General features: G+C 37.7%; 20 protein-coding genes. 3 read left to right on the forward strand and 17 right to left on the reverse strand.

Translation table 11 applies throughout. The features are described 5' to 3' along the window. Nucleotides 1-257: 257 nt before the first annotated feature. The 8 genes from H9635_RS17660 to H9635_RS17695 form a co-directional block, all read right to left on the reverse strand. Nucleotides 258-863, reverse strand: a complete 606-nt coding sequence (locus tag H9635_RS17660; RefSeq protein WP_191701629.1) for a response regulator transcription factor — start codon at nt 861-863, stop codon at nt 258-260. After that, nucleotides 860-1780 carry a sensor histidine kinase gene (locus H9635_RS17665; protein ID WP_191701630.1) on the reverse strand — a complete coding sequence of 307 codons (921 nt, stop codon included), beginning with the start codon at nt 1778-1780 and terminating at the stop codon, nt 860-862. Before H9635_RS17665 ends, H9635_RS17660 begins: the two co-directional genes overlap by 4 nt. Before the next feature lie 192 nt (nt 1781-1972). Further along, nucleotides 1973-3091 (reverse strand): DUF418 domain-containing protein, encoded by a 1119-nt coding sequence (locus H9635_RS17670; protein WP_191701631.1) that lies wholly within the window; start codon nt 3089-3091, stop codon nt 1973-1975. Between the two features lie 577 nt (nt 3092-3668). Beyond that, entirely contained in the window at nt 3669-4058 is a 390-nt protein-coding gene (locus H9635_RS17675) for a MerR family transcriptional regulator (RefSeq protein ID WP_191701632.1), read from the reverse strand. 27 nt (nt 4059-4085) lie between these two features. Then, nucleotides 4086-4385: a hypothetical protein gene (locus tag H9635_RS17680; RefSeq protein WP_191701633.1), complete on the reverse strand. Its 300-nt coding sequence runs from the start codon at nt 4383-4385 to the stop codon at nt 4086-4088. Between the two features lie 60 nt (nt 4386-4445). Next, nucleotides 4446-4832 (reverse strand): hypothetical protein, encoded by a 387-nt coding sequence (locus H9635_RS17685; protein ID WP_191701634.1) that lies wholly within the window; start codon nt 4830-4832, stop codon nt 4446-4448. A 435-nt stretch (nt 4833-5267) separates the two neighbouring features. Next, complete coding sequence (locus H9635_RS17690; RefSeq protein ID WP_191701635.1) at nt 5268-6563, reverse strand: trypsin-like peptidase domain-containing protein; 1296 nt, start codon at nt 6561-6563, stop codon at nt 5268-5270. A gap of 197 nt (nt 6564-6760) precedes the next feature. Further along, entirely contained in the window at nt 6761-11134 is a 4374-nt protein-coding gene (locus tag H9635_RS17695; RefSeq protein ID WP_191701636.1) for an S-layer homology domain-containing protein, read from the reverse strand. Nucleotides 11135-11902: 768 nt separating this feature from the next. Here H9635_RS17695 and H9635_RS17700 point away from each other — a divergent pair. Further along, nucleotides 11903-12754 (forward strand): CAP domain-containing protein, encoded by an 852-nt coding sequence (locus tag H9635_RS17700; RefSeq protein WP_191701637.1) that lies wholly within the window; start codon nt 11903-11905, stop codon nt 12752-12754. Between the two features lie 326 nt (nt 12755-13080). Beyond that, nucleotides 13081-14265 (forward strand): CaiB/BaiF CoA transferase family protein, encoded by a 1185-nt coding sequence (locus H9635_RS17705; RefSeq protein ID WP_191701638.1) that lies wholly within the window; start codon nt 13081-13083, stop codon nt 14263-14265. A gap of 67 nt (nt 14266-14332) precedes the next feature. Here the strand turns inward: H9635_RS17705 and H9635_RS17710 are convergent, their stop codons facing one another. The 3 genes from H9635_RS17710 to H9635_RS17720 form a co-directional block, all read right to left on the reverse strand. Continuing rightward, complete coding sequence (locus H9635_RS17710; RefSeq protein WP_225231386.1) at nt 14333-15787, reverse strand: Fe-S-cluster redox enzyme; 1455 nt, start codon at nt 15785-15787, stop codon at nt 14333-14335. 186 nt (nt 15788-15973) lie between these two features. Next, complete coding sequence (locus tag H9635_RS17715) at nt 15974-16489, reverse strand: hypothetical protein (protein WP_191701640.1); 516 nt, start codon at nt 16487-16489, stop codon at nt 15974-15976. A 79-nt stretch (nt 16490-16568) separates the two neighbouring features. Then, nucleotides 16569-17930 carry an acetamidase/formamidase family protein gene (locus H9635_RS17720; protein WP_191701641.1) on the reverse strand — a complete coding sequence of 454 codons (1362 nt, stop codon included), beginning with the start codon at nt 17928-17930 and terminating at the stop codon, nt 16569-16571. 209 nt (nt 17931-18139) lie between these two features. On the opposite strand from H9635_RS17720, the gene H9635_RS17725 reads away from it, so the two are divergent. Beyond that, nucleotides 18140-18493 (forward strand): YbgA family protein, encoded by a 354-nt coding sequence (locus H9635_RS17725; RefSeq protein ID WP_191701642.1) that lies wholly within the window; start codon nt 18140-18142, stop codon nt 18491-18493. 78 nt (nt 18494-18571) lie between these two features. On the opposite strand, the gene H9635_RS17730 is transcribed toward H9635_RS17725, so the two are convergent. The 6 genes from H9635_RS17730 to H9635_RS17755 all read right to left on the reverse strand — a co-directional run bounded on the left by H9635_RS17730 (nt 18572) and on the right by H9635_RS17755 (nt 24032). Further along, nucleotides 18572-19354 (reverse strand): glucose 1-dehydrogenase, encoded by a 783-nt coding sequence (locus H9635_RS17730; RefSeq protein ID WP_191701643.1) that lies wholly within the window; start codon nt 19352-19354, stop codon nt 18572-18574. 377 nt (nt 19355-19731) lie between these two features. Continuing rightward, a complete protein-coding gene (locus tag H9635_RS17735) occupies nt 19732-20364 on the reverse strand; it encodes a 3-oxoacid CoA-transferase subunit B (protein ID WP_191701692.1) in 633 nt (210 codons plus the stop codon). Further along, entirely contained in the window at nt 20361-21059 is a 699-nt protein-coding gene (locus tag H9635_RS17740; protein ID WP_191701644.1) for a CoA transferase subunit A, read from the reverse strand. Before H9635_RS17740 ends, H9635_RS17735 begins: the two co-directional genes overlap by 4 nt. A gap of 54 nt (nt 21060-21113) precedes the next feature. Beyond that, nucleotides 21114-21416, reverse strand: a complete 303-nt coding sequence (locus tag H9635_RS17745; RefSeq protein ID WP_225231387.1) for an AtuA-related protein — start codon at nt 21414-21416, stop codon at nt 21114-21116. Next, nucleotides 21403-22743, reverse strand: coding sequence for an acyclic terpene utilization AtuA family protein (locus tag H9635_RS17750; RefSeq protein WP_191701645.1), 1341 nt, complete (start codon nt 22741-22743; stop codon nt 21403-21405). The genes H9635_RS17745 and H9635_RS17750 overlap by 14 nt, the downstream gene beginning before the upstream one ends. Further along, nucleotides 22740-24032: a CitMHS family transporter gene (locus H9635_RS17755; RefSeq protein ID WP_191701646.1), complete on the reverse strand. Its 1293-nt coding sequence runs from the start codon at nt 24030-24032 to the stop codon at nt 22740-22742. Before H9635_RS17755 ends, H9635_RS17750 begins: the two co-directional genes overlap by 4 nt. Nucleotides 24033-24037: the final 5 nt, after the last annotated feature.

Genomic DNA, 24037 nt, shown 5'->3' on the forward strand with positions numbered 1-24037 from the left:
TTTATTATTTTTACAATTCATTATATAAATAATGAGTAATTTTCCAATTACAATCACTAAAAAAGTAAAGCCATTTAATGACTTTACTTAGTTTTGGCATAAAATATTCTTTTAAAGTCATTACTTTAGAAAAATATATGTAAATCTGTCTCTATTTATTATAAAATTCACCATACCACATGCGATTTTCTTTTAATGATGTAGCTCTCTAACTGAACTGTCTTTTTGGGAAAAGTCGCTTACGTTCTCATCTCCGACTAAATCCAGCCCTTTTCCACCGCTTTTTGTACAGCCTGCTGCCTTGTTTCAACTTCGAGCTTCTGAATGGATAAAGATAGGTAGTTGCGGATTGTGCCTTTAGTCAGGAATAACTGCTTACTAATTTCATTCGTCGTATAACCATCCTTCACGAGCTTTAGCACATTAATTTCCCGTTCGTTTAGAGGATTTTTTTCATTCATAAATAAAGCAGCAGCAAGATCCTGACTGATTACCCTCTCACCTTGCATTATTTTACGTACAGCACCCATTACATATTGGATCGGCTCATCTTTCAGGACATATGCATCTATATGAAGATCCATTGCCTCCTGCAAATAACCGGACCTTGCAAAAGTTGTCATAATCATAATTTTGCAAGGATAATTATGACGGCGAATGTTCGCAGCTACCTCCAATCCGGATAAATGCGGCATTTCAATATCCAAAATGCATACATCCGGCATTTCCTTTTCTATTAAAGCCCATGCTTCTTTGCCATCTGCTGCCTCACCTACAATTTGTAAATCCTCCTCAAGCTCCATAATCGATATTAAAGCTCCCCTTAGCAGTTGCTGATCCTCGGCGATGCAAATTCTAATCATTTTTCCCCCTCCTGTATTGAGTACAGTGGAATTGTCAGAAACACCTTCGTCCCCTCCGTGTCATACGTCACTTCTGCATTTCCCTTTAATGACCTCATCCGTTCCTTCATTGTAAATAGTCCATTGCCATGCCGCTTATCGGATAAACCTACTCCGTTATCAACAATAGCTACTTCCACTCGGTCCTCTGTTTGATAAAGGTGTATTTTACACATAGATGCGTGACTGTGCTTCACAACATTTGTTACCGCCTCCCGAATACTATAGGCAAGCATCGTTTCCTGCACACTGGATAGCAGAGTGTTTTTAAGCTGATGCTCAATCTGTGCACGGATCTCAGCATTCTTAAGCAACTCCTCACAATGTTTCAGCTCAATATCCAACGATAAAAAGTTCATTTCCGATATAATTTCACGCACTTGCTTATGGGCTGTGCGGACTGTCAGTATAATATCATCGAGCTCTTTATGGCTCCGTTGATCATCATGTGGTACTAGCCTGGAAACGAGCTCTGTTTTCACCTTTATGATCGTTAACGTATGTCCTAAAGTGTCATGCAGATCACGGGCGATTCGCTGACGTTCCTGCTGCATTGCAATATGTACTGCTGCTTCATCAACCTCACGTTGAAGCAACTTGGATTTCTCAATATAGTACCGTAACCACGGCAACAGCAAAATACAAACCATAGCTGCCAGTACAATGGACTGTGCGTTTGAAAACAGCACATCCTGATAGCGCCATACAAGACTAGCAAGTAGGAGAAAATTTATACACGTTGCAATCCATAAAATACCCCGATTGACAGCTCGCCCAACAAAGTCTGCAAAGGCAAACTGAAAGAAGATCCACTGAGGTCCACTTATATAAGCTAAATATGCCGTAATGACAAAACCAAGCACTGTAGCAGGAAGCAATAGACCATCCTGATGCCACAGTGCTATATAATAGGCACCTAAATAAAAGGCTATAAATAAAATCTTAAAAACAAGTGACGGTATCTGCTCCGAGACGGCAACAGCATAACTGAACAGCAGTACCGTCAGTACATCAATGATTAAATAATATCTTGCCTGACTTTTAGGATACCATTCCAGTATGTCGCCCCCCTATCTTTCCAGCCTCTGCAGCATTCCTTTCCTTAGCCATTCGATTGGTCCATACGGAAATTTAGCTAACCAAATATTTGCCAATATAATTTGTCCTATTACTATCATACAAAAAATACCTATAATTTCCACGCTATTTACATTACCACCAAGACCTAAACCCCAGCCATAGAAAATAGCTGTGGCAGTAAGGTTTTGCAAAATGTAACAGCTTAAAGACATACGCCCCGTTTTCTCAAGCCACTTCCACATCCCCCAGGTACTGCACTTCCGAACAATAAAGGCAATCAGTCCTATATAACCTAATGCTAGCACAGGAGCAAATATATATCGGACAGGAAAATCAAAGAGACCGCCTGGTACAAACGTCAATACATTCAAAGGCAAACCAAGACCTAGACCCCAAGTGAGCAATTTCCGCTGAATAGCAATGCCGCGCTCTGTAAAGGAGAAAGCACCGCTTCGCATAAGCTTTATACCGATAATAAATAAACAGATATTTAAAGGGATAATAAAAATTGCCTCTGTTCTAAAGAACATAAAATTCGCCAGACGATTCTGTACCTGCTCCAGCCATGTTCCTTCTGCATAAATCGCAATCAGTTCCGGAGAGCTTGCCATAGAAAACGCTGGCCCTAGCAACATGGAAGTGAAAATGAGCGCAATCATCCCTAAATGTATTGCTCCAGCAACCCATAACGCCCGTGTCATCGCCCGTTCTCCGCGCTTTAGAATGACAGCGATAATTGCTGCAGTGACGGCATAGCTCATAAGCACATCATACTCCATTACAAATACATAGTGCAGAAGGCCTTCCACCATTAAAAATACGATGACCCACTTATACACCCCAATCCACGGCTTATTACGTCGGATGGACTGCTCGTATTTTATCGCCATTCCTACTCCGAACATAATCGTTAACATGCCGAGCAGCTTACCGTTAAATACAAACAGTACAAGCATGCGTAAAATATCATTCATATTCGACCAACTGCTAAAATCCGTCGTCGTTATATACTTGAGATCCCCTAAATGAGCAAAAATCCAAATATTCGTTCCAAGTGTCCCTAAAATAGCGATTCCTCTTAAAATATCGATTAAAGCGATACGTTTCATCTTAATCCCCCTCCAATTCCTTACCTTTATCGTACATTGGAGGATACTTACGAAAATATCGACAGGCGTCAATAAATCCAGATGACACGTGTCATTTATTAATTTAGCTAACTCTGCTTTTCGGAATTGGAATATATTGTATAATAATGTTAAGAAATTTTAAAGGGGGTAAGATTTGAGTATTTATATTTTCCTGATTACTTTATTGGTGATTGATAGATTGGTAGCTATTTTTACTAGCAAAATTTTTAAAATAAACTACGTGCCATTGCTCATTAATTCCGCTATCAATAAAGTTCACCCAAAATTATATAAGAATACTTTTTCTTATAATGATGTTTCTTGTTCTTATTAATATTTTCGTCAATTCGTCATACGAAAAAAGAATTAATGTACATCCCGATTGGACATTTATTTTCATAATCGGGTTCATCGTTCAGCAAATTGTTATTGAACTTAAATTTATTAAAGAGAAAAATTAGCATATAGCTACTTAGATTAGAGGGGGTGTACATGTTGTTTTGTTGTTGAGTTTTTTATTCATTTATTTATTGTAAAAATAAAAAGTTCAATATCTCTAACCTTCATTTCTTTCTAGTAGTTGTTCAATTTTATAATCTACCTTTCGTAATACCTGCTTTATTTGTTTAATGTTATTTTCCCTTTGTACCTTCTGTTCGTATTTGTTTTGAAATAGTTCTTTTATTTGGAGAACATTTTGAACTTCCTCTTGTGTTAATTCTTTGTTTTGATCTGTATTGTTCGACCATTCAATAAGCATTTTAATTTCCTGTAATGAAAATCCGGTTTGTTTAAGTTTAATAATGGTTTCAACTAAAATGATGTCATGATTTTGATACTCACGATGTTTGTTTTTTACTTCTGGCTGTAATAAACCTATTTTTTCATAGTATCGAATCGTATCTTTACTTATGCCAGTACACTCTGCGAATTCGCCTATTTTCATCAATATCACCCACTATTTTATAAATTTTTAAACCATTAGAATAATTATACAATGGAAAATGAATCGAATGATATGATGTCTATAATTAATACGGCCATTTGTTGCGATCCCCTGGGCAATCGCCAATAGATGCAACAAGATAAAGGCAACAAGAAGCAATAAAAACTGCCACTCTTTATTTGGGATGAATAGACTTACAATGATACCTATTGATACAAGGACAAACATGAAGCTTCTAACTTGAAATCCTTCTGTCCTGCATTGTTTAATCCCTGCAATACCCGTTAAAAATGCATATAACCCAATCAACATTGTCACAACTGCCATTTATATCACTCCATTCTTTTCATACGTTCACTTTAAAAGATGGAGTTAGCTCCATGTCAATCAATTAAAAGCAGTATCTTTATTTATACGTACATACTCATTTTTTTCGGGAAACTGCGTATGAAGCATCTGATTTACTCTTTCATAATCAATCCGGTACCATTTCGAGCGATCGACATAAAAACGGTTAAACTTGTCGGTCGAGATAACGATTTTATTTTTTTCCAATTTGATTAACAAGCTTTTCACTTTTGGAGCACTCCACATGCCGAGTTGCTTTGACCAATTTTTATAAGTTTGGCGATACCATTTCTGCCCCTCTTTCATTACACCTTGGTTTTCCAAACGATAATGGAGTTGCTGCAACAGTAATGCTTGATCAGCCCCAATCACGGTCCCTAATTTTTTGGATACAAAGAAATATTGATGCTCTAATAATAAGCTCATTTTTCAAACCTCCCTCTGCTATAATCTGTTGCTCTATATATGTCAGATTTAAATAAAAAAAGGGACATATTTTAAAATTTTCTTAAAATAAAAAAATACATACCGTCGTGTTTTAACACGACAATATATATTTTAATTTACTTAAAATTTATTAAATCTTTTTGATCGGACGAGTTGTGACGGTCTGACAAATCAAATTTGATACGATCAACAAGGGATGATTTTGAAAAATGGAAGGCTCAATTTAATCCCCTAGAAAAATATATTAGAATATTAATAGCTTTTTTATTTTTATAAAGAACATAGAACTATTAACAAAATTAGATTAATGCGCGTAAATAGGATCCAGTACAACAAAATTGCCCTTCACTTCAAATACAAGTAAAGGGCTTCTTTGTTTCTTTATTTAGAGAATAGGATTCCAGTTTAAATACTTTAATGAATTTTAATTTGTGAAATTTTAAATGCACCGTTTTGATCGATCACAACTGTATACGTTTTGTAACGATCGAAATGTTCGTAGTCTCCCGATGCACTATAAAAATCAAATGTCTCATTCATATTGACGGCATATTCACCATTTTCATATATAACATCCAAAATATCATTTGTTAAAAAATCAAAAGTATGTCCCTCATATGAAATGTCGGCAATATATTCTTCCAGTTCTATATAGGCACTATCAATAATCATATCCGCAATCCAGGAAAAATTGCTCTCGTTAAGCGCTTGTTCATAATACATTCGGAATGATTGGACAAATTGACCTGCTAAAACGGAATCAATTTCGTTCTCAGAAGGCTCATCGTAATTTTCCTCGTACAGATCATAAGACTCATAAATACCTGCAACTGCCAGTACTCTATCACGGGACATAGGTGCTTGAATCCATTCATCAAAATACTTAGTCATGCTATAGAGCGGAATTGAAAACCCAAAATTTGTACTAGTTTCAGAGGTATAAAGTAAAGAATTAATGCCAATTACCTTACCAGTTGTGGCATCTACTAACGCTCCCCCACTACTCCCTTTATCGATTTGTGCATCAACCTGGTAAATTTCTTTATAAATAAAGCGACCCACTTCCATATCCCGGTCATGTCCTGTAATAAAGCCGGGCGATGCGGTATTATCAAACCCTTGTGGGCTACCAAAAGCAATAACTTCAAGACCAGTTGGTGATTTTTTGGACTCGATTGGTAATGGAGATTCATTTTGATAATCCGGTACATGAAGTAATGCAATATCAAAGCTTTCTGAAATACCAATAACTTTCGCTTCAAATTCTTGACCATTGAAATTCCGTACCAATACATCAACTTCCCCATCCACAACATGTGCGTTTGTAACGACATAACCTCCCTTTGCATAAAGGAAGCCGGACCCCCGCCCATAATCGGTAATCACCGTAAATACTTTTTGCTGTACATCTCTAATAAGTGTTACGCGGTCAACTGGTTTTTCATCGATGCTATTTGTTATATCTTTTACAACTTGTTCAATAGAGGCGTCATCTGAAGTAGCTTCTGCCGTAATATTTTTCGAATCCGGTTGTGAGATTCTTTGATACACTTCCCATACACCATAACCTACTCCACCAGTAGCAATAATCAGCACTACTAATAAAGCATAAATCCATGTCGGGGTCTTTGCTTGGTTAAATTGCTTCCCACAAGAAGAGCAGAAGTTTGCTTGCGGTTCATTTTGAAAGCCGCATTTATCACATTTCACCTAATATCCCCCTTAGTTATAAACACCTATACTCCTAGAATAATACAAAAATTGTAATTAATCCATAACGAAATGATTGAACTTTATTAAAATTTATTAAAAAGTAATTTACACTAAAAAAAACTAATCCCACTCTGCAATTGCATTGTGGGATTAGCTTGAGGTTTTCGTAAATTACATGATTTCAATGCATATAACTAATGCGTATCAACTACTGTACTGTAATTTTGAGTTCGTATATTTTCATTCATAACCCAGTTAAGGTTGCCGTATCTATCCAACGTAATCATATATACTTTTTGACCTTTACGGAAAACATTGGATGCTCCATTAGCAACTAAAGTAATTTGCTTACTTGTGTCGGCTGGGCTACCAATCATTATTTTGCCATATAGATTAATTGTGACTGCTGAAGGCTGTCGGCCGTATCTCACAACATTTAAGATATCTGTTTCTGTTGGAGCATATGTTACGCCATCATTTACAACAACATAGAATACCTCTTTAACATCTGAAGCACTTAATTGTGGTGTAATAATAATTTCTTTCGAGTTGTTAGGGTCCGCCATTCTCGTTCCTAACAGAGCGTTAGACATAATATTTATTTTATTTGAAGGGTAAATATATTTACCAAGTTTAGAAATATCGAATGTACGGTTACCTTTATAATCATACGCATTCGTTAAATTATCTCTTAGAGTTACTGTAATTGATTTATCAGCATCGCTTGGGTTATTAGGTTTAATTACCAATTTAGATTCATCGGTAGTTTTAGCACCTAACGTATAGCCATCAAATGCAAATTCCCCCGTTATATCTTCCCCAGCTGAGTTTGTAATTTTCAGTATGGAAGAGAGATTTAATGAATTGGCAATTTTAATTTGCGACTTATTATAATTTGTTAAATTCGTTTCATCCTGACGTAAAATAGCTTCATTAAAAGTAATTTCAAATTTAGCATCTGGTGTTCGATAAATTATGGCTTCAGTAGTTATAGAAGCATATGGATTGTCCTTACTAGACATTATAAATGGACTAATCCCATCCGTATAAAACGTTTCCTGCATTGGTGCACCTTTTGGCTCGTCTGCTTCTAGACTGGCTTCGGAGCTGCGCTGTAAAACCGTAAAGTTTCCAATCGAGTCAACCGCACCTACATAAATTCCGTACGCCTCATGTGCTGTTAAATTCAGGTTGTTTGGTGTAAAGCTAAAAGATCCTTGACCAGTCGATTGACCAATATCCCTTGCTCCCAAACTTTTGAATGTATCAAACAAATCAGGTGCATTTGGTGTCGTATTCAGTACCGTTGCCAAATCTTTTAATTTACCGGAAGCATCAAAGTAGTCACGGTTTAATTCATAGGATCCATCCGACTTTTTAATGTATTTGCGGACAGCTAATGCAAAGAAGTTTGCCTTTTCATCAACATTTGCCGATACGCGAATTCTTGTATCGCTGCCTTCCACCTTTTCTACTTTAAATCCGGAAACTAACGGTGGTTTTGAATCGCTGATCAATGGTCTGCTTTCAATTTTCGAAAGTTGACCCGAACGATCTTTTAGCACCATAAAAATTTTATAATTTTTAAATGGATTCAGCTTTGGTGGTGTTGGCTTTGTTACATTAAATTTAAAGGCACCCAATTGAGCCGGGTTTTGCCCATCCGCAATATAATCATCTGTTGTACCCGCTGGTGTAGTCGTTTGGAATTTCCCTTTCACTACATTCGGATCCGTAGAAAATTCATCAACGAAATGACGGCTTGTAATCCCGCGGTCCGCAATTATTTGATCATAATCTGATGGTAAGATCATGTAGTAGTACGTACCCGCTTTATTTGTATTTACTTCAATTTCATATTGAGATGTACCGGTTACAACATTTTTAATATCAATTTTTGGCAGCAGTGCATCCGAGTGATTGTACTGTGCATAGTTACGCGGTGACATCCCTACAGGAATAACGTCTTTGTTTTCAAATTCGTTTTCCGCTAAGTCTTTGACACCTTTTAATATTGTCGCAACAATCGTATCCCCGTTAACTAAAGAGCTTACTGAAGGAATCGTTAAACGAATTCGCTTATTCGAATATTGCACCTCGACTGGCTTCATTTCCTTATGACCGGATATATTCACAATCCCTGTACCGGATAGTAAATAATTATCCGGATTTTCAGCAGTTGCCTTGTCCAGTTCTTCACTTACGTTAATGTAGAAATAGCCTTTTTCCTTATCCGCCAATTGTAGCTCTGGCGGATCCAGTACATACGGATATGTCGTATCAGGCGCTTCCGTCTTCAATGTAATTTTCGGAGCGGGATTGCGCATTTTATTCCCTGACTTATCCACCATGACAGCATAAATTTCATACTCTGTATTTGGCTTAATGTCGCCAATGGCTGGGGTTGCACCGTATTTTGTTTCGGTAATGACAACATCATCAGGCTTTGCTATCGTCCCTTTTCCTGTATAACGTTTTATAATTTCATCAACAGTCGGATCGGGCATTGCCACTGGTGATTTCTCACGGATATAGTAGTAATATTCGCCAGGCTCGGTAATTCCTTTAATGACAAACTGCACACGTTTCCCGCCGTACATCGTTTCCCCTTTGTCCAAGCGGAATGTAGGTGGTCGATTATCAATTGTCGAGAACTCCTGCTCCTCTTTTTCCGATACGTTATCCATTTTATCGATGACAATGACATAAATAACATAATCCGTCATTGTTTCTAAACCGCTTACTGTAAACTTAACTGGCTCATCCATTACAAGTGGGCCGTTGCCGTTGTATTTAGTGCCGCCTGTTTTAATCTCGTTAATCGTTGGCGCTTTTTCCTTAGCCGGTTTTACAACATAGTAGTAAGTTCCATCTTCATCAGCCGTTAATGTTACGTCCGCTGTCGATCCGCCAGCAGCCACATCCAACTGTGTAATTTTCGGTCCAGTAACATCCGGTATAATCGTATTTTCCACCGGATCACGGTCGACTGCCTTTCCATTTTCGTCCTTTACATAGCCAATGTTCGGATCATCCGTTTTATAATCATCAAAAACATCATTCACTGTTTTGTTCGGCGGAATAATTGCGTTTGTAATATAAGCATGTGTGCCAATATCCGTAAAGCCATTACTTGAAGTGATGTAATAATAGTCATATGTACTATCTGTTTTTAAGGACACATTTTTTAACGTGTTTTTGTATACATACTGGATATCATGTACTCCAAAAACCGATACATTGTAGTCTGTGTCGATGTACATCGCCTTCGGACTTGCATATAGCTCAACATTTGCCACATTTCCTTGTAATGTCAGACGGTCAATTTCGTAATTGGCTTTTACAAATGTACGATCGGACGTTACATATAAATGAAGGATATCCGCGTTTTCAAAGTCCACATATTTCTTTAAGTTCGACATACGGTCTGTATACTTCTGTAAATGAGGTGGCTTTGTTGGGTCGGGCTTCTCTTGTAATGTTTCTTTATCAACTGGGTTCAGGAAATCTTCATTTTTTGGAACAGTCGGTTTTCCCCAATCGATGAATGATGCGATATTGCCAACGCTTGCAATACGCGTATTGCTTAATGAAGCAAGCGAACGTCTCGGCGCTTCCGCCACTTCCACACGCCCAGTAAAGTTAATATTTTTAAAGCGCACATAGCTACCATGTACGATGAGCTCCCCTGCAAAAGAAGAATAGCCTCCATCAAGCGCTAATAATCGAGAGGAATTTCCGCTCGCATTAATTGTCAGCTTCGTAATGTTCTGAACTGTATTTCCTGAAAAATTTCCTTCAATAAAGGCACCTTGCAACACGTTTTTATTTGCTGCATTTAAAATGCTCCGTAAATGCGGCGCAATCGTATGCGCAACACCGTTTATGTAAATTTGATTGCCAGTAATATCGCCAACCGCATATACAGGATTGCCTCGATCGGCCTTTTCCGCACGCCATATAAATGTTGCCATTTGTGCACGAGTTACAGTATTAAACGGATCAAATGAAACAGGTGTCTTCCCCTTTGTTACATTCAGGTCATAAAGTGTTTGGATGAAGTAGGCATTCGCATTTTTTGTGTTAACATCCTTAAATCCGTGGTTAAGCTTTGAGGAAACCCCAAATTTGAAACCAAGTGTTAAAATTTTCGCCATTTGTCCGCGTGTAATCGGTTCTTTCGGCTTAAATGTTTTATCGGAATACCCGTTAATAACCCCTGCCTCTGCCAATGCTGCAATGTAGCGGTAGTTTGGATTGCTCATCTGTACATCTTTGAAACCTGGGTTTTTTGGATTTGTTATATTAACATCAATCGTTAGTGCCAGCATTTTAGCGGCATCTTCCCGAGTGATGGCTTGATTTGGTTTAAATGTGCCATCTGAATAACCTGTCGCAATTTTACGGCTGGCTAAATCTAAAATGGGCTCATAATAATCTGCAAATGGATTTAAATCGCTAAATGAATAGGCATTTGTCTGCTGCGGCATGGCCACGATGACACCACTCGCTGCTAAAACTGTTGCGACTGTAGCCTTCGAAAGCTTTTTTCCTTTTTTCGAATCCATGTTTGAGACTCCCCCCTTTTTGAAGTGTCGAGTTATGGTACATCTTTTTAGCACGTACGCTCTTTATATCGGACAATAGTGCACAAAACTGTATCAAATTTATATAGTTTTTCTTTTTAAAGTAGGAAAATCGTTCACATAATACTTAAAAGAAGTATCCTTTACTTCTTTATAAACAAAAAGGAACGGTTTTGCTTTTCGACTCGAAAGTCAGAAAGCAAAACCGTTCTATAATAAATAGCCAACCATTTATACATTACCCGCACAAAAATAGTTCTAATCACTAGCATATAATCAACAAATGATAGTCTCTGCAAGACGCCATATAAAATTGTCTATTTTCATTATTTTTATTATTAATTTGTTCGCTCCTCACATATATTGAATGCAAAATAATTCAAATTACCCAGTTTAAAATGATGAAAATGTGAATTTCAAATTTCCGTTGCAATAAAATAAACTATAATGTTATATTTTACTCCTTAATACATTTATATTTTAAACTTATGCACCTTTATTCTAATTGTTATTTTTATACATATAACTTATAAACTGCCGCTATATGGAATTAATTAAACCTAATATAGGTATTTTCACACACGACCTGTTATAACTTTACCGTTTTATTTAAAGCTTAGCAAATCATCTTTCATGAAAGTTCCATAGTAATTGCGCTAATATAGTATTCGTGAGTAGTAGAACTAGAAATAACAAATACAACTATAAGATTATGTGATATATTCATTGAAATCGGCAAAGGGGAAAGCGATGAATCAAGATGTTCTTATTCCATTAACAACTGAGTCTACGGTAGTCACAAAAACAACTGCAATCAAAATTTTTGCATCAGAATATGATTTTGAATGGAGTATCCCCTCTTTAGACTATAACCAGTTCCATTTAATTGGCACTAAAAATAACATTGCGGTAGCCGGCTATGAAACACGCATTGGACAAGCGGTCTGTGGTATTTCCATTGGTGACTCACGTCAGGCAGTAAAAGCACAATACGGCGAACCAATAACCCATATTATAAAAAACAATCGACGCTTCAGGCAGTACTATGATGATAAATACAATGCTGAAACAAGCGGTACTTATTTAATTGATCATCAATATGTAACATTCTTTTATGATGTGCATAAAAACTTTCAAGTGCGATCCATTATGGCAATAGATACCGAAACAGAAATGTCCAAAGTAGGCTTCTTTGCTGCGCCATCACCAGCTTTACGAGACGGCTTTGAAGATTTGATGATGGATCTGATTAATGCTTCGCGCGTTTCGGAAGGGTTGCTTCCTTTACAATATACACCGGAATATAACGCTATTGCCCGCAGCCATAGCTTAAGCATGGCCACTTACAACTATTTCGGTCATATGGATATGCAAGGCTTACGTGGTGGTGCCCGCATGAAAAATGGCGGCATGACATATGATTGGTGGGGCGAAAACTTAGCATGTGGTCAATATAGTGCCATTTACGCACATGAAGCGTTAATGAATTCCTTAACTCACCGTGAAAACATTTTGCGTGAGCAATTTACCCACGCATTTGTTGGCGTCGAATTCAATAACCAAAGCCTGCCTTACTTTACCATCAATTTTTATTCCTTATAATCTACAGGTCGTATTAAGAGTGATGTTACTTTTAATGCGGCCTTTTATCTTTCTATTTAAGAAATAGTTGTCCAAAATAACCCTTTTTTCTGCATATTTTGCTGCATTTGCTTATTTTTGCACTATAATTTTCTGAGTATTTAAAATATAATAATAGAATACTATTGTAAAGAGATAGTTGTTTTCTTATGTACATCCTGAACAAATTTTAAAATTTTTCGTATTAAAAAGGATAAATATAGGAATTTATCTTATTAACTGTTATAATACAATAAATTTATATTAAACTGTATTAATACAATGTGTGATCATTAAGGGGGATGGGCATGACAATTTTAAATGGATTAAAAATACTGGATTTTTGTTCTCTATTACCGGGACCACTTGCTACGATGATGTTTGCAGACTTAGGAGCAGAAGTCATTCATATTGAATCAAATCGCCGAGTGGATTTAATGCGTATAATGCCGCCTTATGATGAAGAGAAGGAATCCTACATTCATCAGCATTTAAACCGCTCGAAAAAGTCACTGCAACTAAATCTGAAATCTGAAGAAGGCATTGAAATTGTTAAAAAGCTCGTGAAGGATTACGACATTATTATCGAAGGTTTTCGCCCAGGTGTCATGAAGCGTCTTGGCATTGATTATGATACATTGCGTGAGATCAATCCGCGCCTTATTTACTGTGCAATCACAGGTTACGGTCAAACGGGTCCATACGCAACACGTCCAGGTCATGATAATAACTATTTATCAGTTGGCGGGGTGCTGAATCATTCGCGTTTAAAGGATAAAAAGCCTGTTGCGATGGGGATTCAGATTGCGGATATTGCCGGGGGGACAATGCATGCTGCCATCGGAATTTTAGCTGCTGCACTGCATCGCGAAAAATCAGGTGAAGGGAAATTTATTGATGTATCCATGACCGATGCCATGTTTGCGATGAACGCGCTGTACGGCACGCAATACCTTGGAAGCGGGCGCCCTCCTCAGCCAGAAGAGGAAATTTTAAACGGTGGTACATTTTATGATTATTACCGGACAAAAGACGGGCGGTATTTTTCAGTCGGCAGTCTAGAGCCGCAATTCCGTAAGCTATTATGTGAAGCGCTTGAAATACCAGAGCTAATCGACAGCACATTCAATGACTCCTCCTATACACAGCAACGATTTAAAGAGGCAGTAACGGACGCCTTTTGCACGAAAACATTTGATCAATGGTTGGAAATTTTTAATGAAGATTTTCACGGTTGCGTGGAACCCGTGCTTACATTTGATGAAGCATGCAACCATCCACAAATCCAGGCTCGCAATATGCTCGTAGATGTGAAAAAATCAGACGGCTCGACACAACGCCAAATCGGCACTGCCTTAAAAATTAGCGGAGTCGAGCCTACGTACCAATATGTTGGAGCAAAAATGGGTGCACATACGGAGGAAATTTTAAAAACATACGGCTATAATCAAAAAGAAATTGAAAAGCTCAAAGCAAATGGTGTGTTAATTTAAATAAAAAGGTGAATCACGATTCCAAAGAATCCATTGATTCACCTTTCTTCTATCCTGCTTTTTATTGTTAACGGGTTACCATAACCCGATGCTCAATAAACTGACGTAAATTATAAAAATGAGCAGGTACGAGTAAATATTTCTTATATACAGCCAATAACTTTTCCACTAAGTTATCTTCCTCTGCATAAAACAGGATTTTCAACAGATTGCAAATATGCTGGGATGTCATCAGAGCAATTGCATTATATGGACTTCGTGGATCCATATATTCACTTTGCCATGTCGCCAGCGATTCACGAACTTTATGGATGGAACCATCTACTAAAATGGCAATATCACGCTGAACCGTCGCCTCAATTTTATGTAAAATATCCTCATAGTCGGTAGACTGCAGCAACTCGAAAATGGTTGTACAAGTTGCAAGCTCATAATTTCTCAAAAGCTCGATTCCTTGTTCAAATTTCTCCTCTTTTACTACGCTATCTATTAGTTCATAAAACACATGCTCAATATAGTTTTTCCGGTAATGTTTTACGAGTGCATCTGGCTGAGGATTCATGCTACTTAAAACGTCCGTATATTCTACGACAAGCTCAATGGCGTGGTTATTCAATCGTTCTTCCTCAATTAAGTACATTCCCTGCATTAAAATATTCCTGTAATCCTTTTTAAATACGGCTTCTTGAAATAGCATATATCCAAGCAGCGTGTACTCTTTGTTATTGAGTGCAAACTCCCCGGTCGACCAACTTCGCTGAAGGGCATAGATGCATTTGCGGAGCTTTAACATATGGCGGCGACCACTCGTAAAATGCGTGCGCACATTCAAAAGATGGAGCTGCTTTAATTCATCGGATTTCGGATTTTCAAAATCGATTTTCTGTATGAGCTTATGAACGATTGTCGCCACCCGATTAACGGTCAACTGCTCAGCCAGCAGTGCTTTAAAAGTTGCCATTAATTCCACAGGGCGCGAGATTTTCTTCAAAGGAAGCTGTAAAAATACTGAATATATTTTTTTGGCGCCAATCACTTGCCAGAATTTTTCATGCTCACAATAGATGGGCTGTACAAAAAATTGATTGTTGACTTTATAAACATAAATTTTATTAAGCCCTGTTTGTGGGCGGGGTGTACGAATAGCCTTTGCAAAGATAAATTCTATTAACTGTTCAAATTCGACTTCCCCTTGTGTATGTAAAAATGTGAAGAGTTGTTTTCTGTTTTGTGGCTGCGCAAAAAATTGCCCCATCTTTTCATTGGCCATATCGACATTCATATTTGCTTTGCTAAAAGCATCGTAAAAAAACAAATCAAATTTACCCCAATAATATTTCACTAGCTGAAAACAAATTTTCTCCGCACGCTCCTGCTTCAGCAAAAAAGTGTCACTATACATGGGAGCGCCCCAAATAGGGAGGTTCTCATCAAACAGAGATGGTTCTTCCAAAGCTTGCTCAAGCTTCTCCCCTATTTGTCCGTTCGTTTGTTGGAAAAGCTGCTCATCATATGAAAGCAACAACAATATCCTCCTCCTTCCCTTGTCTTTTCTCTATACAAAAATATAACAAAATTTAGAAGTACATGAAAAGGAAATTTATTTTTTCCCATAAGAAAAGCATACCGATCTATTAACGCAACTCCGTATCAGAATGGTAGTAAACTCATACGACTGCGGGTAAAAACCGATATGCCCTTTCACTATTTAGTATTCACTATAAGGTGTCACAATGAGTTTCGTTGGATTTGCTTGTACTGGCATGCTGCGTGTTGCACGGTCATAGAAAACGAATACCATTTTTTCAGTCAATTCGCTTCGATCCACTCGCTTCCCAGTTAAATCCACTATTTCTGTTCCTTCATTAATATGGAGCTTGAGATTCAACTGTTCGCAATAGAGCATTTTATCAAACGCACCAACACATACTTCTCCTTTTTTATCATACTGATCATAAATAACGAGCAGTGGCGTAATATGTGGGGGCGAGACCATTGGCGATGGACTTTTAGAATCAACGAACACAATAATTTTTGCCTTCACCGGGATGGCTGAAATACCAATTTGATAGCCGTCCTTTGTCATTAATGGCGTTTTTGACGTAATTTGAAAGATTGCCTTTTTGCTGTCGTCCTTTTCACTTACGGCCTCGATAGTCCCCACACCTGACTGAACTCCAATGGAGATGACAACTGCTTCTATTTTCCTAATTAATGGTTGCATAGCATCACCCCTTCTGTTTTTCTATTACAATCCTGTTTCCCGAAAAGCAATTGAAAAAAACTTCCAGAACTTAAGCGCCTTAATCGTACTGGCGTTTAATTGTTTTAAAGAGTCTAGCCTTTTTTAGCAGTGATTTCGGCATTTGAACTGTAGCAGTTACGACGCCGGGATGACGACCTATTTCAATTGAACCTGTTATTGTCGCTCGATTTCTCACTTCATCCACTGTCATTTCAAACAGTTTTGCTGTACGCTCAAGTGCATTGTCTGTTGCTATATTTAAATTTTGTCCTGTACCGACAATTGACAATGGAAAACTATCCTCCACCTGCTTCACACCGAACTCCTCTGCCAGTTCGCGTGCCTTGCGCTTCTCTTCTTTAGTAAACGGTTTGGCCGTATACGGTAAGTCCTCTTCATTAGGTAGAATAATTGGCCCTTCCAAATTTGCTTTCTTCAGGACACTCACCTGCAGCTGCACAATCCCTGCTACATCTGTCGTATGACCGGCAATTTCTCCATCACCTTGCATTGCATGCATATCCCCCACATAGACACCACCGCCTGGTACCTTTACCGGACAGATTACTATAGCCCCTTCACGAACACGGTTAATATCCATATGTCCATCTGTACGGTGAATATTAAGTTCATCTTCCGTCATCGTAAATTCATGTGGTGCTCCAATTAAGAACGTGCCAAAATCACCTGCATTATGAGAATCCGGCATTGCCTTGGATGGTGTTGTTCCTAGCTGCCCTACAAAAGGACGCATTCTTGCCATCACACCAATTAAATCACTTGGTCCAAACGACGTAATTGGATTTTGGACAGACTTTTCCGGTGTTCTCATAAAATTCTTTGCATCCAAGGCGATTCGACGTGCTGCTTCTTTTCCTACAGTCAATCCGATTTCGCCTTTTGAATTAAATGTCATCGTATAGCCATTCGAAATTTTAAACGGTGTCGTATCCGTGCCACATGTCACACATTTTACCGACTCCTGCCCAATACCTTGTACGACAGTTGTAGGATGCAACTTACCACAGCCAGGGCATTTCACCTTCACAAATGGATCTCCGATAAATCGATCCAGCTGTGCTTCATCCGTCCCCGAAGAAGTAGCAATCGATGTCACTTGAATGGACTTAATCTGGATAACGATTGCGTCCCCTACTTCCGCGCCTTCCACATACACAGGTCTTGTCACTTCGTGTCCACCTCGAATGGTTGGTGTAATCATCGGTCCCCAACAACCAGGTGCTGTATTGGCAATAATCGTACCGCCATCCTTTACTGGTCCCAACATTGGTGCATTTGGATTTAGTATCCCATCTGTAAACTCATTAACGAATAATGTTTCAGCAGCTTCAATAATTGGTTGCTCTAGATTCAATAAATCCTCTTGTTGTTCAAAATTAGGTGCAAGATCATTTAACATAAGAAAACCCTCTCCCCTTTAAATTGTATGTATATTCAGTAAATTTAAAATGTATTTCGTTTCTATTCAAAAAATATGTTCTTACTCTATTATACAATTTTTTACATACTAATATCGAGGCGATTTATTAACAAATGTAAAACATTTCTTTATCTTATATAATGACGATAAGATGGAAATTATTCGATATAAGAAGGGGGTGCCATTGCATGAACCAAAAGCAGACCGAGCAGTTATGGCGGGAGGAAAAATATCGTGTCATGTTCCATAGCCAGAACCACTATAATGCGATTCGGCAAGCAATGAAGGATAATTTATCGTATGACAAGGTGGCTCAGCTCATCACGGATGCACATAACCAAAAAGCGACAAACGGGAGTATGCGCAATGCATGCCAGCATATGTGGGGATACTTTAAAAAATGTGCAAGTGCCAAAGAAAAAATGCAGTATGAACGATTGCTGGAGGAAACAGATTTTACTGGACTATTACAATTACTAAAAGGATTGGCTCGGAAATATGAAATAAACTATCTACTGGAAAGTCGTATTTTGAAGGATTGAATGATTCGGGACCGATGTTTCCTGAAAAGTAAAAAACCTATAAAAGCGCTTTTTATTTCGCTCTTATAAGTCGTTTGATTAATATTTATATGATTGCCCGCCATCAATCGGAATGACAGCACCATTAATGAAGTCAGCTTGATTGGATAATAAAAATGCCACTAAGTAACCTATTTCTTCTGGTTTCCCAAAGCGTTTCATCGGATTACCTTGTACAAATTGTTTACCGGCTTCTTCCCAGTTATCGCCGCCCATTTGACGCAAAGATCCTTCTACCATGGGGGTCATAATTGCTCCTGGGGCAATTGCTTTTACAGAAATCCCGTACTCACCATATTCAACCGCTGAGTTTCTTGTTAACCCAACTACGCCATGCTTACTCGCTGCATAGCCGGACTGATTTCCGACACCGCGGATACCGCCGACAGACGCTGTATTGACGATTGTTCCATAGCCTTGTTCCTTCATCACCTTCAAAACATACTTCATACCGTAAAATACGCCATTTAAATTGATTGAGACAACTTTTTGGAACTCATCGGTCCCATAGTCTTCTGTTAAATTTTGCTTCCCTTCCACTCCAGCATTGTTAAAGAAGGCATCAATCTTGCCGAAGCGTTCCACCGTTTGATTGACAAAGTTCTCTACTTCGCTTTCCGTTGCCACATTTGCTGTAACTAGGAGTGTCTCCACTTTTGGCGCTACCGCTTGTACCTTTGACTTCGTATCATCTAATCCCGCCTGGTTAATATCAACAAGCACTAGCTTAGCGCCTTCTTTTGCCAGCTGTAATGCTGCAGCCTGTCCTAATCCCGAGCCAGCACCCGTTACAATTACGACCTTTTCTTCAAAACGATTCATGAGTTGTCCTCCTTTATAATAAAAAGCTCTTCATTCAGAATTTATTATTTTCTTTTTAACTGAAATTTATAGCTCTAATAAGGAATTTAGTTTTCTAAATATTAAATATGGTAAGATGATGGAAAAACAAGAGGCGAGCCAACTAATAAAAAATGTTTGTTCTTTTAGAAATGTATCTAACGATGTAGAGCAAATGGGCTAGAACGCAGAAAAAACCCTTCAAGCATTGGCTTCCAAGGGTTTTTTAAGATGGTTTTTTTGTTGTTTTTATTACAAACTAGAACTTTATAAACCTGATTTGATACATTTATGGGAGAAGTAGGATGGTATTATTTACGGCCGATCGCCTATCTCTAAAGTGCAATTAATAATTTACTTTATATATTCACAACAAATGAAGCTTCTGTCTTTTCTTTAACTTCCTCTAATGTAACTTCTGGTTGTAATTCGATGAGAATCATTTCTCCATTCTTAAAATCGAAAACTGCTAATTCAGTTATTAATCGATGAACGACACCTTTACCTGTAAGTGGAAGAGAGCAAGTTTGTTTAATTTTTGCTTCACCATGTTTATTCGTATGCTCCATAATCACAACAACTTTTTTTGCACCTACTACTAAGTCCATTGCTCCTCCCATACCTTTAACTAGTTTTCCTGGAATCATCCAGTTAGCTAGATCACCGTATTGAGAGACTTCCATTCCACCTAAAATCGCTACATCAATATGTCCTCCACGGATCATAGCAAAGCTTTCTGCACTATCAAAATATGAAGCGCCTTTGCTAGCTGTAACAGTTTCTTTACCCGCATTTATTAAATCCGCATCAACTTGCTCTTCCGTAGGGTAAGACCCAATGCCAAGCAAACCATTCTCAGACTGTAGAAACACTTCATAATCTGAAGGTATATTATTCGCTATCAATGTGGGCATTCCGATGCCTAAATTTACATACATCCCATTTGAAATTTCCTGAACAGCACGTTTTATAATCACATCTCTAGACACTATGCATTCTCCTTTACAACGAGACGTTCAATGCGTTTTTCATAATTTTGACCAACTACTATACGCTGAACGTAAATACCCGGTAGGTGAATAAAGTCCGGATCTATTTCTCCAACCTCTACTAATTCCTCCACCTCTACTATAGTTATTTTAGCAGCCATGGCAGCTAATGGATTAAAATTCCGAGAGGTTTTTCGGAATACTAAATTACCACTCTTATCTGCTTTCCATGCTTTAACTAAAGCAAAATCCCCTTTAATTGCTTTTTCTAATAAATACACTTCACCATCAAATTCTTTCACTTCTTTACCTTCTGCAATAGGTGTTCCAACGCCTGTTGCAGTATAAAAACCGGGAATTCCAGCACCTCCAGCTCTAAGTTTCTCGGCTAAGGTACCTTGTGGTGTTAATTCGACTTCTAGCTCTCCTGAAATAAATTGTTGCTCAAAAGTTTTATTCTCACCAACATAGGATGCAATCATTTTTTTTATTTGTTTATTTTTAAGTAATAAACCTAATCCAAAATCATCTACTCCACAGTTGTTACTCACAACGGTTAAATCTGTTACATCCTTTTTTTCTAACGCCGCAATTAATTTCTCAGGAATACCACACAGACCAAATCCACCAGCAATAATAGTAGAACCATTCGTAATATCCTCGACTGCACGTTCAAATGAATCGTATACTTTCTTCATTTCAACCCCCCTGAAAAGATAACTCTAATTTTTTTGAGAACTTAATTTTAAGGCTTATGATAGTTCTAACTCTAATACGCTGTAACTTAAGGTTTTCCCATGCGTGTCCATTGCTAATGATGTAGTAACTCCCGTATCTAAAGCTTCGTGACAAATAAATTGCAATGCTCCTAGAGAAGGAATTTCATAACGCTCAACATCACCTAAGACGATGCCTTGTAAGTGTTCTTTCACTTTGTCGACTGTTACTTGTTCTAAAATCAATGGATAGTTCTCTTTTTTGAAAGCAATAATTGACATAGTTAAAGTATTACCTTTATCACCAGTTCTGCAGTGTGCCACCTCATATAATTTCATTGAAATGAACCTCCTTCTTTTCAGTACTAATTTCGATTTGGTTCTCCTCAATAAAAGTAGAAACGATACCTACGACATCCAAAATATTTTTACGCGCCCCACCGCCACCAGCTGGACCATTTGTATATAACGCTTCAACTTCCTCACCAATTAATTCTGCTAAACTTGGACTCTGTGTCTTACCAGCAACTCTAAGTCGAACTTCATAAGGTTCTATTTGTCTGAATGCTTTTCTATGAGTAGCATTTACACCAATCAAATCTACCCTAAAATCTGTGTATAAATGACGAATTCTTTCAGAAATGATCTCCCCAGCTAACTCAGCACGTGCTAATGCATTTTCTCCAGCATATGAGATTTCGCCTTCACCAATAAAGCCCGCATTATAGCCAATACTTACTTTTAGTTTTTCAGGCTTCCCTACGGCGGTAACACCACTTACTTTAATAGTGCCAGGATTAACTTCTTCAAAAACCACTTTGGAGAAATCGGCAATGATATCAGGTGTTATATATGCAGTAGGATTCAAAACTTCATAGAGCAGTTGTTCTTTCATTGTTTGTAAAGTAATTTGACCACCTGTATTTTCAACCTTGCTAAAAATAGCTGTTCCATCATTTGATACATCTGCATATGGGAAACCAAGATTTGCTAAATCAGCAACATCTTTTTTACCTGGGTCTGCAAAATATCCTCCTGTAAGCTGACCTGCACATTCTAATAGATGGCCAACTACTGTTCCCTGTGCTAAATAATCTAATTCATTAAGCTCCCACTTAAATTCATGAATCATCGGTGCTAAAAATAAAGATGGGTCTGCAACACGCCCTGTGATAATAATCTGAGCATCTGATTGTAAGGCAGACAATAATGCATTCGCGCCAATATAAGCATTTGCAGATAAAATTTCCCCATATTCACTTAATAACTTGCCTGTTTCCCACACCGTTTCATCTAATGAAATTTTTGAAAGGACATCGTCTCCAGTAACCACAGCGACTTTAATCGGAATTCCTAGCTGTTTTGCTATCTCCAAGATTTTTTCCGCTCCTGCTTGTGGGTTAGCAGCCCCCATATTCGTAATAATTCGTGTTGCTTTGTTTTTTAATTTAGGCAGTAAGCTTTGCATACGCTTCTCTAATAGAACATCATACCCTAATGAAGGATTAGCTTTTTTCCTTTTTTGCGCTAACGCTATCGTTCGCTCTGCCAAACATTCTAGAACTAAATAATCTAAATTACCTTTTTCTAATAAGATTTCAGCAGGCTCGATACGATCACCAGCAAACCCAGTACCTACGCCTATTCTAATTGTATTTTTTTTCATATAGATATCGCCCCAATCAATACAGCTACTATTGTCATAACAACCGTTGTCATAAACGCCCACTTAAAAATAAATTTTTGATGATCTACTAAATCTACTTGTGCTAATCCAATTAAAATAAATGTTGAAGCAGTTAAAGGACTTAATGGGAATCCAACTGTCATATGACCTAAAATTGCTGCTCGTCCAATTTCATGTGGATTAATGCCCAATGTAGAAGCAGTTTCGGCAATTACAGGTAGCACCCCGAAATAATATGCATCAGGTGTAAAAACAAGACTCAAAGGCATACTAGTAATTGCTACAATTACAGGTAAAAAGCGCCCCATAGAATCAGGAATAATATTTACTAATGCAAGTGCCATGTCTTCAATCATTCCTGTACCATTAAGTATTCCTGTAAAAATACCTGCGGCAAATATCATTGTAGCAACTAAAAGTACACTCTTAGAATGTGCAGCAATACGCGCCTGTTGGTCATCGTGTTTTGGATAGTTAACCATTAATGCGGCTACAAAAGCTAATACAAATAATATTGGCATCGGTAACCATGCACCTACTAAAGAAACTAATAGTGCAATAGTTAATAAAAGATTATAAATAAATAATTTTGGTTTTCTTAATTTCTGTTCTTCTTCACTAACGGAAAATTGCAAATCTGATTCATCTAATTGAAGAATACCTAAACGTTTTCTTTCCTTTAATCCGATTAATGCCGAGGCAATAATAACCCACACAATTCCGGCTATCATTGCAGGAATGACAGGATTAAAAATATCTTTAGCTTCCGCACCTAAAGTTGTCATGGCACGTGCCGTTGGACCGCCCCATGGAACAATATTCATTACACCCGCACCTAAAGCGACAACACCAGCTAAAACTAATCTATTAATTCCTAGTTTTTTATAGATTGGTAGCATAGCCGAAATTGTAATGATAAACGTAGCTGAACCATTACCATCTAAATGTACTACCATTGCTAAAATAGCTGTTCCCACTACCACTTTTAAAGGATCACCTTTTACAACCTTTAAAATGAATTTAATCATTGGGTCAAATAATCCTACATCTAACATCAGACTAAAATATAAGATAGCGAACACAAGCATAATACCTGTTGGCGCAACCGTTGATAATCCACTTAACATCATCTCGCCTAGCTCTAATCCAAATCCCCCGATTAGACCAAATATTACTGGCACCATTACTAATGCGACAATTACCGAAACTTTTCTTGTGAATATTAATATTAAAAATACACTGATTGTTAGAAATCCTAATAAAGCCATATAAT

Origin of the sequence: Solibacillus faecavium, assembly GCF_014836905.1 — a bacterium.
GTDB classification, from domain to species: domain Bacteria; phylum Bacillota; class Bacilli; order Bacillales_A; family Planococcaceae; genus Solibacillus; species Solibacillus faecavium.